9 protein-coding genes and 2 pseudogenes are annotated in these 13,115 nt (G+C 65.6%); 5 read left to right on the top strand and 6 right to left on the bottom strand.

The annotated features are described in order from the left end of the window. Positions 1 to 174 precede the first annotated feature (174 nt). The 3 genes and pseudogenes from ACETMP_RS17445 to ACETMP_RS17435 all read right to left on the bottom strand — a co-directional run bounded on the left by ACETMP_RS17445 (position 175) and on the right by ACETMP_RS17435 (position 1,264). Entirely contained in the window at positions 175 to 609 is a 435-nt protein-coding gene (locus tag ACETMP_RS17445) for a hypothetical protein (protein WP_375157156.1), read from the bottom strand. A gap of 35 nt (positions 610 to 644) precedes the next feature. Then, a pseudogene (locus tag ACETMP_RS17440) lies at positions 645 to 939 on the bottom strand (HigA family addiction module antitoxin). A gap of 40 nt (positions 940 to 979) precedes the next feature. Next, entirely contained in the window at positions 980 to 1,264 is a 285-nt protein-coding gene (locus ACETMP_RS17435; RefSeq protein ID WP_375161928.1) for a type II toxin-antitoxin system RelE/ParE family toxin, read from the bottom strand. Positions 1,265 to 2,148: 884 nt separating this feature from the next. Here ACETMP_RS17435 and ACETMP_RS17430 point away from each other — a divergent pair. The 3 genes from ACETMP_RS17430 (at position 2,149) to ACETMP_RS17420 (ending at position 5,857) form a co-directional block, all read left to right on the top strand. After that, positions 2,149 to 3,267, top strand: coding sequence for an alpha/beta hydrolase family protein (locus tag ACETMP_RS17430; RefSeq protein ID WP_375161927.1), 1,119 nt, complete (start codon positions 2,149 to 2,151; stop codon positions 3,265 to 3,267). 166 nt (positions 3,268 to 3,433) lie between these two features. After that, positions 3,434 to 4,924 (top strand): amidohydrolase family protein, encoded by a 1,491-nt coding sequence (locus ACETMP_RS17425; protein ID WP_375157155.1) that lies wholly within the window; start codon positions 3,434 to 3,436, stop codon positions 4,922 to 4,924. A 3-nt stretch (positions 4,925 to 4,927) separates the two neighbouring features. Then, positions 4,928 to 5,857, top strand: a complete 930-nt coding sequence (locus ACETMP_RS17420; protein WP_375157154.1) for a CobW family GTP-binding protein — start codon at positions 4,928 to 4,930, stop codon at positions 5,855 to 5,857. A 52-nt stretch (positions 5,858 to 5,909) separates the two neighbouring features. On the opposite strand, the gene ACETMP_RS17415 is transcribed toward ACETMP_RS17420, so the two are convergent. The 3 genes from ACETMP_RS17415 to ACETMP_RS17405 are packed head-to-tail and all read right to left on the bottom strand — an operon-like array spanning position 5,910 to position 7,471. Next, the gene (locus ACETMP_RS17415; protein WP_375157153.1) at positions 5,910 to 6,452 is read right to left on the bottom strand and encodes a GFA family protein; all 543 of its coding nucleotides are present in this window, start codon (positions 6,450 to 6,452) and stop codon (positions 5,910 to 5,912) included. Positions 6,453 to 6,485: 33 nt separating this feature from the next. Then, positions 6,486 to 6,959 carry a hypothetical protein gene (locus ACETMP_RS17410; RefSeq protein ID WP_028134509.1) on the bottom strand — a complete coding sequence of 158 codons (474 nt, stop codon included), beginning with the start codon at positions 6,957 to 6,959 and terminating at the stop codon, positions 6,486 to 6,488. A gap of 11 nt (positions 6,960 to 6,970) precedes the next feature. Continuing rightward, positions 6,971 to 7,471, bottom strand: coding sequence for a hypothetical protein (locus ACETMP_RS17405; protein ID WP_375157152.1), 501 nt, complete (start codon positions 7,469 to 7,471; stop codon positions 6,971 to 6,973). A gap of 282 nt (positions 7,472 to 7,753) precedes the next feature. Between ACETMP_RS17405 and ACETMP_RS17400 the strand changes: the two genes are divergently transcribed. Together ACETMP_RS17400 and ACETMP_RS17395 are read left to right on the top strand one after the other, a co-directional pair. Beyond that, positions 7,754 to 9,436 (top strand): methyl-accepting chemotaxis protein, encoded by a 1,683-nt coding sequence (locus ACETMP_RS17400; RefSeq protein WP_375157151.1) that lies wholly within the window; start codon positions 7,754 to 7,756, stop codon positions 9,434 to 9,436. A gap of 286 nt (positions 9,437 to 9,722) precedes the next feature. Continuing rightward, positions 9,723 to 13,029 (top strand): annotated as a pseudogene (locus tag ACETMP_RS17395) (carboxyl transferase domain-containing protein). Positions 13,030 to 13,115 lie beyond the last annotated feature (86 nt).

Here is a 13,115-nt window from a genome sequence, read left to right as displayed (position 1 = left end):
GCGCGGCGCGACATGGAATGATGGGAGTCTCGTTGCAGAAGAGGTCGGACGATCACACGGAACCCTCGGGAACTTGCCCACCGTAACGCCGCCCCGCCTCTCCCCTGAAGGACAATGGGGGCGAGAAGACGGCGGAGCCGCCTCGCCCGTCATGGCGTTCGAGTGAATTCCCGGTCAGTCCCTGATGTCGATCGAATGGACCTCGCACCAATCCCGCAAGGCCTGCTCCGTCGCCTTGTCCCGATAGTCATGCCAAGCATCGATCGCTCTCCGTCGGGAGAGCAGGGCCTTGAACTTCTGGTAGGCGCCGCGTCTGCTGAAGATGTAGCGAACCTCGTCCAAATCGTCAGGCAGGAACTCGCGGACGAAAGCCAGCACAAGCGGCTTGCCGAGGTCGAAGTCGCGGGAGTTCGGGATCCGCAAGTACTTGGTCTCGTCATCGATATCGTCAGGCAGTTCCTCTTCCTCCAGGTCCTGCAGACTGTCGTCGTCGAATTGGTAGTAGATCTTTCCCGTCTCCCTGCAGACGAAGGTGTGACACTCCCCCATGCCGCCGCTGACGTCGGCGAACTCGAAAGCCTGGAGGATGTCTTTGAATTCTACGGGCATTGGATACACGCGAGCCTATCGCCGCTGCAATTCTTTCAAACGCCCTCGCAAGATGCAATCTTGATCTGAGGTGCGAGCGCGTCTTCCGCCGTTTCGAGGTCGAAGCGGGTTTGAATATTCATCCAGAACGCCGCACCCGTCTTGAAGAATTTTCCCAGCCGCAGCGCGGTGTCGGCCGTGACAGTTTTTTCTTCGCGCGCGATGCGCTCGAGGCCGGGTGCGGGGCACGTTCAGCGCGGCGGCGACCGCGTAGGGCGTCAGCTTGAGCGGAACGAGAAATTCTTCGCGCAGGATTTCGCCGGGATGAATCGGCGGGAGTTTCCGTGCCATCTGCGAACTCTTTTCCGTTGGCCACACTTGACCTGTCGAACTAACGATAGTCCATGATCTCGACGTCTTCTGGGCCCGCGTTCGTCCATCTGAACACGATCCGCCACTGATCGTTGATGCGGATCGAGTGCTTGCCGGCCAACTTGCCCTTGAGAGCTTCGAGGCGGTTGCCGGGAGGCGACCTGAGGGCTTCGAGAAGATCGGCGGCGTCCACCATAATGAGCTTTCGGCGCGCGATCTTTGCGAGGTGTGACGGAAAACCCTTCGGGGTCGTTCGGCCCTGAAGAATCGCTTCGGCCAATTTCCCCCCGAAGCTCTTGGAGATACGTATTTCAAGACCTTCGTATCTTGCTGAGATACCAATTCGGCATCTCGTCAGGGCCTGGGCGCCGTCGGGCAAAACACCCCAATCTCTGTCAAGCCCTCCGTCCAAAAATATTCCACTTTACCGAAATTCGGATTTGTCGTATGTATCGACCATCCCAGCCCACCAAAGGGGCGGTCGTACGTCGTTTCGAGCGCGGGCTGGGAGTTGCGATGGACGCGGGCGGCGTTAAAGGCGGAGCTTGCGCGTGCAGGGCGAGATGAACCTCGTGAGCATGCGTGACCCGCAAGGACGAACGGCGCCCCTGCGTACGGCGAAACCGTGTGGTCCTGGCCGTCGTTGCTACGGTCAAGCCTGTCGCGGAGATGCCAGCGAGCCCGACCGGGCAGACTGCATCATCCAATTCGCGGGGCGAGGGAGGCCAGAAGGAAAGTTCGGCTCCCGGGAGAGCACGGCATAGGCCGTCAGACCATCGCGCAGGGAAGGCCTGGTTTCGGCTGCCCTGTGTCTCCCCTGTGCACTGCGTGTGCATCTGTTCAGCACGGGGGTCTTTACGGGTGCCGGCCGGCGCCCGGCCTTCCCTGCGCCCTTTCCTTCGAGAGGGTGTGAAGAGAAGCAAAGCTCGGGCAAATCATGCCGCGAGGGCGCGACCGCGTGCCCGATCGACCTGCGACAATCGTGCACGGTTCACGGGCCGGTTTCGGCTTGGCGCGAGGCCAGGCGCAACAGAATCTCAACCGTACCCGCGTAGGCCTCTCTTTTGTCATTTGCGGTCTCCTACCACGGGTCTCTTGCATGAAATCGGCTTGGCGTCTCTCTCTCCTGCTTGTCGTCCAATTCCTCATGGCGGTTTCCGCCCACGCGCAGGAGGGTCAGGTCGTCAAATTGTCGGCCGGCATCAATACCAGCGCATCGCGCGCTGGGATGCCGAGCAGCTCAACAAGATCCTGCAGGTCGATACGCCGGCTTTCGCCGGCATCACGACAGCCTACAGCCCGGCGCGCAACGCCGTTCGCCTCTATCGCGTGACCTATTCGTCCGTCGTGCCCGAGCGCGGCAACAAGCCGACGATCGCGTCCGGACTTCTCGCGATCCCCGAGGACAGCGGCACCTCGTTCCCATTGGTGTCGTATCAGCACGGCACGGTCTACGGGAAGCAGGAGGTCCCCTCCTTTCCGCAGCAGTCTCCGGAAACGCAATTGATGATCGCCCAGTTCGCAGGCCAGGGATACGCCGTGATCGGCGCCGATTATTTCGGGCTCGGAACGTCGTCGGAGCCGGGAGGCTACATGGTGAAGGCGAGCCACCAGCAGGCAACCTACGACATGCTGATGGCAAGCCGCGCCGTGCTCGATCATCTCAGGCTCGCCACGACCAAGCTGTATCTCGCGGGCTGGTCGCAAGGCGGGTTCGTGACCATGGCCATGCTCGAAAAGCTCGAGCAATCGGGCGTCAAGGTCGATGCGGCGGCGACCGCGAGCGCGCCGGTCGACGCGTTCGTGGCGCTGAACGGCTTTCTCAGCTTCCCGCGCAAGAACGATGCGAGTTGGGTGAATTCGCTGTTCATCCTGACGGCGTTCTCCTTCGAGAATTATTACGGTGTTCCCGGGCTCGCGCGCTCGCTGATCGCGGACGCCTATTATGACGCGTCGCGCAAGGCTTACATGCGCGAACCGTTCAACGCTGCGGACGTGCCGACCGATCTGCGCAAGCTGATCCGCGCCGATTATTTCGATCCGCAGTTCTTCGCGGCATCGGCTTATGGCCGGCTCGTCGCGCAGACACAGGCGTATCGCTGGATCGTCAAAAGCCCGGTCCGCAACTATTTTGGCGACACCGACGAAGCCATCACCGTGGGTCTCGGCCAGCTCGCCATGACCTACCAGCGCGCGATCGGCGCCGGCAATCCGGCAGTCGAAGCCGTCTCGACCGGCAGCACCAGTCATCGCGGCACCTTCGCGACGGCCGTGCCTAAGTGGAAATCCTGGTTTGACGGGCTCTGACGGCGCGCACGATTCCGCATGATGCGTCGGCATCGGCGGCGGTAGTCGTTACCCCGAAAATCTGCCTCTATACGCGCCGGGACGGTGCGCGATGCGGCCGGTCTCCGCCTCCAAAGCTGCTGCCGGGCCTTTGGCGGCTTTGGCAAAAGCTTTTCGGAGTGACGATATGAGCGGGTTGGTGATCTCTGGCGGCCGGGTGGTGGATCCCGCAAGCGGCATGGATGCCGTGGGGGATGTGGCGGTGGTGGACGGCAGGATCGCCGCGGTCGGCGCATCGCTCGGTGGCGCCGAGCGGGTGATTGACGCGACCGGGCTCGTGGTCGCGCCCGGCTTCATCGATCTGCACGCGCACGGCCAGTCGATCCCCGCCGACCGCATGCAGGCGTTCGACGGCGTCACGACCACGCTCGATCTCGAAGCCGGCGTGCTGCCGGTCGGGTCCTGGTATGAGCGGCAGGCCCGGAAGGGGCGCGTGCTGAACTACGGCGCCGCCACCAACTGGGCCTTCGCGCGGATCGGCGCGATGACCGGCTCCAATGCCGAGAGCTCGCTGGAGGCGTTCGGCAACGCCATGCGCGACCGCCGCTGGATGGACAATGTCGCGACCGAGGCGGAGGTCTCGGGCATTCTCGAGCGCCTCGGGCGAGGGCTCAACGAAGGCGGCATTGGTATCGGCATCCTCAATGCTTACGCGCCGGGCGCCGGCGTGCAGGAGCTGACCGCGGTCTGCCAGCTGGCCGCGGCCAGGAACGTGCCGACCTTCACCCACGTCGCCTTCATGTCGCGGATCGACCCCGAGAGCGCGGTGGAAGCCTATATCCGCCTGATCGGCTATGCCGGCGCCACCGGCGCGCACATGCACATCTGCCATTTCAACTCGTCGAGCAAGACCGACGTCGAGCGCTGCCGCGCGTTGATCGAAAAGGCGCAGGGACAGGGCCTGCCGATCACGGTCGAGGCCTATCCCTACGGCACCGGCTCGACCGTGCTGGCCGCCGCCTTCTTCAGCGACCCCGAATTCGTCGAGCGCAACGGCACCGGCTACGATTCCGTGCAGCGCGTCACCGACGGCTATCGCTTCCACGACCGCGAGGAGCTCCTGAAGGCGCAGGCGGAGGAGCCGTCCGCGCTGGTGCTCTGGCACATCCTCGACACCGAGCACAATGCGCATCACCGCGACCTGCTCGACATGTCGGTGCTCTATCCCGACGGCGCCATCGCCTCCGACGCGATGCCGTGGACGACCTCTGACGGCAAGACCTACACCGGCGATGCCTGGCCGCTGCCTGACGATGCCACCTCGCATCCGCGCTCGGCCGGCTGCTTCACGAAATTCATCCGCGAATGGGTGCGCGAGCGCAAGACGGTGTCGCTGCTGGAAGGCGTGCGCAAATGCGCGCTGATCCCGGCCGAGATCTTGTCGCAGAGCACGCCGGCGATGCGCAGCAAGGGCCGGCTTGCTAAAGATGCCGATGCCGACATCGTCGTGTTCGACTACGAAAAACTCTCGGACCGCGCCACCTTCACGGCGATGAACCGTCCCTCCGAAGGCGTGCGGCACCTGATCGTCAGCGGCGAGGTGCTGATCAATGACGGCATTCTCGACGTCGCGGCGCGGCCGGGAAAGCCGGTGCGCCGCCCCGTCGTCGAGGGCTGACCCATGCCGGTCCCCATTCTGCTGGTCACGGGCTTTCTGGGGGCGGGCAAGACGACTGTCGTGAACCATCTGCTGGCGCATGCGCAAGGACGGCGCATCGCCGCCGTCGTCAACGATTTCGGCGCCATCAACATCGATGCGGAGCTGGTTGCGGGCGCCAGCGACGGCGTGGTCAGCCTCGCCAATGGCTGCATCTGCTGCTCGCTCGAAGGCGATCTCCTGCGCACGCTCTCGACGCTGCTGCGGCGCGATCCGAAGCCCGACTATATCGTGATCGAGACCAGCGGCGTCGCCGATCCCGCCGATATCGTCCGCAATCTGATGGATCCGGTGATCCTGCGCGAAGCGCTGCTGGAGACGGTGCTGTGCGTGATCGACGCCGGTACACCGCCGGCCGCCCTCGACGATGCCCTCCAGCGTTCGCAATTGCGCGTCGCCGACATCGTGGCGCTCAGCAAGCTCGATCTGGCGGACGAGGGCGCGGGGGCGCGGATGCGCGCCGCCATTCGCGCTCAACGCGTTCCCGCCGTGGTCGTGGATGCGCCACACGGCGCAATCCCGTCCGCGCTGCTGTTTCCCGCGCATGTCGACCGCGCGCCCGCGCCGCGCAGCCCCGGGCCGAAACGGCCGGCGGAGGAGCGTTTCGAGACGCTGAGCTGGATCTCCGAGCATCCGCTCTCGCTGCCGCGCCTGCAGCAGGCGATCGCCACGCTGGCGCCGAAGCTGGCGCGCGCGAAAGGCCTGTTCGAGACGGTCGAGCAGCCCGGCCGCCGGATGGTGTTTCAATTCGCCGGCGGCCGCGCCACGCTCGCCCCTGCCGATGCGCCCGCGCCGGGCGTGCCGCGCGCGCAGATCGTCTTCATCGCCGAGCTCGGGGTGCTTTCGCGCGCCGAGCTCGACGGCATCATGGCGACGTGCGTTGTGGGCGAGTAGGCCGATGCGCGCCGATCGCGGGCGCGTCCGTCAGCTCAAATCGGGCGACGCCTCAATCCTCGACCGGCAGCGTATCGCCGTGCACATACCAATCGGCGCGCGACGTCCAGTGCACGTGGCGGTCGGGTCTCGCATCCAGTCTCTCGTCGAACGCGCCGGCATGGATGATCGCCTCGCGTCCGCTGCGCGTGAGGTGCGGCATCGGGCTGCCGCAGAACTTGCAGAATGCGGTGGCAAAGCTGCGCGCGTTGGGCAGGTCGAAGCGCGTGACGGACGCCTCGCCGCGCAGCCAGCGCAGCGCCTCGGCCTTGACGATCACCTCGCAGGAATGCGCCGTCCCGGTCGCCTTGCGACAGCGCGAGCAATGGCAATTGAGGAAGCGATCGAACGGACCCTCGACCTCGAACGCGATCTCGCCGCACAGGCAGCTCCCCCGGAATGCGGCCATCTCACTCCCCCTTCCGGCTCGGCAGGTGTCTTCCATATGGACCGGCGGCGCCTCGTGCACGCCGCGGAGCCGGATCATGGTGGCGATGATCACATCCACCTCGATCTGCAGCATGCCCATCAGACCCTTGCGGCCGAAAATTCTCAAGAGGGAGAGATGTGTCCAGAGCCCGTAGAGGCCTCAGCACAGGGCAAGCGCGTTGACCGCCCGTGTCGCCGCGTCTTCCTTGCCGGAGCCGACCAGCTGGCAGACGATGGATTCGAGCTCACCCGGCTGCTTGCGGCGCGCGACCGCCAGCAATTGCATCAATCCGGCCTCGTCCTTCGACAGCCGCCGGCAGGACGGCGGCATGAAGCACAGTTCGCATGGCCGGCCGCTGCGCAGGATGCGGACCAGCGCGGCGGCGCGTGCCACCAGCAGCGGACTGTCGGAGACGCCCGGCGCCTCGTCGGCAAAGCGATAGGCCGCTTCCCAGCAATCGGACGCGCCGGTCGTATAGGCCGCCCCGATGAACCGGAACAGCGACAGTGCGACCCGGCAGAACTCGTCGCAGCTTTCGACGCAAGGGTGTGCCGCAAGCGCGGCCCTGAGCGGACAGAGCCGCGGCTGACCGGCGTCCGGGGCCGTCGCGGAACCGCAAGTATCAGGGGGCATGAACGATCTCGTCAGTGCAGCGTCGGGCTTCCGACCAGCCAGCTCTTCATCGCCATGGTGCGGTCACGGTCGAAAGACTGCACCTGGCGGTCGGGCAGGATAAGGCCGGCCATGCGGAAGATCGTCGCGAGGCCCCGCACGGGCGCCAGCGCCCAATCGGCGCCGACCGGCGGCAGCCAGCTCTCGAACCGCTCGCGCACGAGGTCGATGCGTTCCTGTTGTGCCGCGGCGATGGCATGCAAGATTTCCCGCTCGCTGTCCGACACGCGCGGGCAGGTCGGGCAGTGCACCTCGATGGCCGTATGGGCCGTGCAGGCGAATATCTCGATGATGGATTCCAGCGAGGCCACGGCACCGCCCACGCGAAAATGGTCGTACACTTCCTGGATGTCGGTAGCGGTCGGAACGGCACCTCCGCTGCGTGCCTTGGCCCGGAATCCCCAGAGAAAGAGCCGTTCCGCCGCGCTCAGCGCGGGCAGGTCGAGAGACCTTGGTGATGTCGATGGATGCATGGAGCCTCGGGCCCTTGGCTGCTGTCACGCCACGGCTGGCGCTGGTTGTCTGCATCGATCGTTCTGCCAGGGCCCCCGCCAAGTCAACGCGCGGAAGGCCGATATCGAGGTGTTCTAGATTTGAAGAGGTTTACATTCGAATGCAGGGGCTAGGTCGTCGGACGACGAAAGCGATGGCGCGGCAGGCCCGCGGCGGCCGCCGGCGGAACCGGAATGCTTAAGCCTTTGCAAAGGGGGCCGGGATAAATTGGCATATCTGTACCGTCAAATTTGCGAGCTCCGATGATCCTCTCCCGTATCAGTTTCAAGCTGATCCTCATTGTCGGCATCAGCCTGCTCGGCATGATCGCGTTGGCGCCGATCGCGCTGTCGACGCTGCGCACCCAGATGGTGGCCGATCGCCAGGCCAAGACGGAGCAGATGGTCGACGTCGGCTACGGCATTCTCGCCCATTATCAGAAGCTCGAGAGCGAAGGAAAACTGTCGCGCGAGCAGGCCCAGGCCGCCGCAACGGCCGAGATCAAGAGCTTGCGTTACGACAAGGTCGAATACTTCTGGATCAACGACATGACCCCCAAGATGGTCATGCATCCGATCAAGCCGGAGCTCGACGGCAAGGATCTGTCCGGCATGAAGGATCCCGCCGGCAACGCCCTGTTCCTGGGTTTCGTCGACGTGGTCAAGAAGCAGGGCGCGGGCTTCTACAGCTATCTCTGGCCCAAGCCCGGCTTCGACCAGCCGGTCGGGAAAATCTCCTATGTGAAGGGCTTTGCGCCCTGGGGCTGGATCATCGGCACCGGCATCTATCTCGACGATGTCGACACGGCGTTCCGCCAGAACGCGATGACTTTCGCCTATGTCTGCCTGGCGGTGCTGGTCGTGGTCCTTGCAGCCTCCTTCCTGATCGGCCGCAGCGTCACCGGACCGCTGGCCCGGATCACCGCGCTGACCGAGCGCCTCGCCGCCGGCGACAGCGCCTTCGAGGTGCCCTACATCGATCGTCGCGACGAGGTCGGCGGCCTCGCCAAGGCACTCGCCGTGTTCAAGGACAATGCGTCGGCCGTTCGCCAGATGCATGCCGAACAAGAAGAGATGAAGCGGAAAGCCGATGACGAGAAGCGCAAGGCGATGACCGACCTCGCCGGCAGGTTCGAGGCGAGCGTCCAGGCCGTCGTCCGCGATGTCTTCAACGAGGCGCGCGCGATGCAGCAGGCCGCGCAGGGCATGTCGGAGACCGCGAACAAGGCGAGCGACCGCGCCAGCGTCGTCGCATCCGCCTGCCAGCAGGCATCGACGAACGTGCAGACCGTGGCCTCCGCCGCCGGTGAGCTGTCATCCTCGATCTCGGAGATCAGCCAGCGCGTCGCGCAGGCCGCGACCGTGGCCGACAAGGCCGCCGCCGACGGGCAGCGTACCAACGACACCGTGCAGGGGCTGGCTGCGGCCGCGCACAAGATCGGCGAGGTCATCGACCTCATCAACCAGATCGCCTCGCAGACCAATCTGCTCGCGCTCAACGCCACCATCGAGGCGGCACGGGCGGGCGAGGCCGGCAAGGGTTTTGCGGTGGTCGCGAGCGAAGTAAAATCGCTGGCGAGCCAGACCGCGAAGGCAACCGACGAGATCGGCGCGCAGATCACCGCGATCCAGGCCGAAACCAATCAGGTCGTCGGCAACATCGAAAGCATCCGCGCCACCATCATGGAGGTCAACGAGATCTCCTCGTCGATCGCCGCCGCCGTCGAGGAGCAGGGCGCCGCCACGCAGGCGATCGCCCACAGCGTGCAGGAAGCCGCGTCCGGTACCGACCAGGTCTCGCAGAACATCTCCGGCGTCACCGAGGCCACCGCAGCGACCGGCCAGGCCGCCGGGCTCGTGCTGCAATCGAGCGGGCGGCTGACGCAGAAGCTGCAATCCCTGGAAAACGAGGTCAGCACCTTCGTCGCGGGCGTACGCGCGGCGTAGCGAAACGTACTGCGTGACGCCTGATATTTCCGCGCCGCGGCATCGGCTGCGACGCCCGTGCTGTTTTTCTTGACATGACCTCTGGCGTGCTCGACGTGTAACGACGTCAATCGACGGCACCTGCGTGCCATCGCGAGAAGAAAAGCAACACGGGAAGAACGTCATGAACGCGGGCTGCGACGAGAAGGATGACCTCGCCACCTTTGCGCGGCCCGTGGGACAAGGCCTGGCCGAAGGGCACGATCTCGATCCCAATCGTTCTGCTGCCGTCTGAGTGAGAGATATCATGTCGTTCAAGAAGCTCCTGATCGCCAATCGCGGCGAGATCGCTATCCGCATCGCGCGTGCTGCGGCCGATGCCGGCATCGCGACGGTTGCGATCCATCCCGCCGACGATGCGCTGTCGCTGCATGTGCGTGTTGCGGACGAGGCGGTCGAAATTCCCGGTCGCGGCGCGCGGGCCTATCTCGACATCGACGCCGTGGTGACGGCGGCGAAAGGCGCCGGCTGCGACGCCGTGCATCCCGGCTATGGCTTCCTCAGCGAGAACGCGGCCTTTGCAAAGGCCTGCGCCGACGCAGGTCTCACCTTCGTCGGCCCGAAAGCCGGCGGCGCTCGAGCTGTTCGGCGACAAGGTCGCTGCACGGCAATTGGCAAAGCGCTATGGCGTGCCGATCATCGCCGGCACCAGCGGGCCGTCGAGCCTCGAGGAGATCACGGCGTTCTTCACCTCGCTGGGCAGCAACGCGGCGATCGTGATCAAGGCGATGGCGGGCGGCGGCGGGCGCGGCATGCGCGTGGTGGAGAACGCGTCCGACCTCGCGGAGGCCTATGCGCGCTGCCAGTCGGAGGCCAAGGCCGCGTTCGGCTTCGACGGCGTCTATGCCGAGCGCCTGATCCGGCAGGCGCGCCATATCGAGGTGCAGATCATCGGCGATCGCCACGGCGCCATCTCCCATCTCTGGGAACGCGAATGCACCATCCAGCGCCGGCATCAGAAGCTGGTCGAGGTGGCGCCGAGCCCTTCGCTCAGCGATCCCCTGCGCGGCCGCATCATCGATGCGGCGAGGCAGCTGGCAACGGCCGCAGCCTACGACAATCTCGGCACGTTCGAGTTCCTGATCGACGGCACCGCCGAGGACAGCTTTGCCTTCATCGAGGCCAATCCGCGGCTTCAGGTCGAGCACACCGTGACCGAAGAGGTGCTCGGCCTCGATCTCGTCCGCGCCCAGCTCGCCGTCGCCGCGGGGGCTTCGCTGGCTTCCCTCGGCCTCGCGCAGGAATCCATCCCGAGGCCCCGCGGCCATGCCATGCAGCTCCGTGTCAACATGGAGACGCTGGACGTGTCAGGCGCGACCCATCCGACCGGCGGCGTGCTCGGCGTGTTCGAGCCGCCCTCCGGGCCGGGCGTGCGCGTCGATAGTTTCGGTTATGCCGGCTACAAGACCAGCGCCGCCTTCGATTCGCTGCTGGCAAAAGTCATCGTGCATACGCCCGGCGAAGCCTGGCACGACGTGGTCGCCAAGGCGTCGCGTGCCTTGCGCGAGTTCCGCATCGACGGCGTCGTCACCAACATCGCCTTCCTCCAGGCGGTGCTGGCGCATCCCGATTTCAGGACCAACCGCATCGCGACCGATTTCATCGACCGCAACATCGCAGAGCTCGTCGAGGCCGCCGATGGCGCGGCGAAGCCGCTCTACTTCGCGGCGGCGGAACGAAGCGGCGCGCACGCTGCCGAGACGCATGTTGCGCAAGCGGTGCCTGAAGGCGCGGTGATGGTGGCGGCGCCCTTGCAGGGCACCATCGTCACCATTCAGGTGAAGGAAGGCGAGATCGTGCGCCCGGGCCAGCAGCTCGCGGTGATCGAGTCCATGAAGATGGAGCATCTCGTCATGGCCGAGCAGGGCGGCCGGGTCATGAAGCTTGTTGCTGGCGATGGCGTCACGCTGCTGCATGGTGAGCCGATCCTGTATCTGGAGCCGCTCGACGTTGCGGCTGATCGCGCAACGGCCGAAGCCGATATCGATCTCGATCACATCCGCCCGGATCTTGCCGAGCTGATCGCCCGCCAGGCCAACACGCTGGATGCGAACCGCCCGGGCGCGGTCGAGCGCCGCCGCAACACCAACCAGCGCACCGCGCGCGAGAACGTCGCCCAGCTCGTCGACGAAGGCTCCTTCATGGAATACGGCAGCCTCGCGATTGCGGCGCAGCGGCGCCGGCGCAAGCTCGACGACCTCATCAAGAACACGCCGGCCGACGGCCTCGTCATGGGCATTGCCACGGTGAATGGCGAGAAGTTCGGCCCCGAGGGCGCACGCTGCATCGTCGTGGCCTATGACTACACCGTGCTCGCGGGCACGCAGGGCCACATGAATCACAAGAAGATCGACCGCATGCTGACCCTTGCGGAAGACTGGCGGGTGCCGCTGGTGTTCTACGCCGAAGGCGGCGGCGGTCGGCCCGGCGACACCGACCGGCTCGGCATGACCGGGCTCGACGGCCCGTCCTTCGTGCAGTTCGCAAGGCTCTCCGGGCTCGTTCCTGTGGTCGGTGTCGTCTCCGGCTATTGCTTCGCCGGCAACGCTGCGATGCTCGGCTGCTGCGACGTCATCATCGCCACCAAGAACGCCTCGATCGGCATGGGCGGCCCCGCCATGATCGAGGGCGGCGGCCTCGGCGTCTATCATCCGGCCGAGGTCGGCCCTGTCTCGTTCCAGTCGCCGAACGGTGTCATCGACATCCTGGTTGAGGACGAGGAGGCGGCAACGCGTGTTGCGCAGAAATATCTGTCCTACTTCCAGGGCGCGGTGACGGAGTGGGAGGCCGCCGATCAGCGCCTGCTTCGGCGCGCCATCCCCGAGAACCGGCTGCGGGTCTACGACATTCGCAGCGTAATCGACCTCGTCGCCGACAAGGACAGCGTGCTGGAGCTGCGGCGCGACTACGGCGTCGGCATGATCACCGCGCTGATCCGTATCGAAGGCAAACCGTTCGGCCTGATCGCCAACAATCCGCGCCATCTCGGCGGTGCGATCGATGCCGATGCCGGCGACAAGGCCGCGCGCTTCCTACAGCTCTGCGACGCCTTCGATCTGCCGATCGTCTCGCTCTGCGACACGCCCGGCTTCATGGTCGGCCCGGAGGCCGAGAAGACCGCGATCGTGCGCCACGTCTCGCGCATGTTCGTGACCGGCGCGAGCCTCACTGTGCCCTTGTTCGGCATCGTGCTGCGCAAGGGCTATGGCCTCGGCGCGCAGTCGATGATCGGCGGCGGCTTCCATGCCTCGTTCTTCACCGCGGCGTGGCCGACCGGCGAGTTCGGCGGCATGGGGCTCGAAGGCTATGTCCGCCTCGGCTTCCGCAAGGAGATGGAGGCGATCGCCGATCCCGAGGAGCGCGAGACCTATTATCGCAACAAGGTCGCCGAGCTCTACGCCAACGGCAAAGCGGTCTCGATCGCCTCGGTGTTCGAGATCGACAACGTCATCGACCCCGCCGAGACGCGGCGCTGGATCATGGCCGGCTTGCGCACGGTGCCGAAGCCGCCGGCGCGGACGGGGAAGAAGCGGCCGTGCATCGACACGTGGTGAGGGCGGTGCAGCAAATTCGATGACCCCCGTCATTCCGGGGCGGCTCGAAGAGCCGAACCCGGAATCTCGAGATTCCGGGTTCGATG

The organism is Bradyrhizobium dasycarpum (genome assembly GCF_042019905.1).
Classification (GTDB): Bacteria; Pseudomonadota; Alphaproteobacteria; order Rhizobiales; family Xanthobacteraceae; genus Bradyrhizobium; species Bradyrhizobium japonicum_B.
The sequence above is the reverse complement of the archived record's forward strand: the minus strand, read 5'-3'. Positions and strand labels throughout refer to the sequence as shown.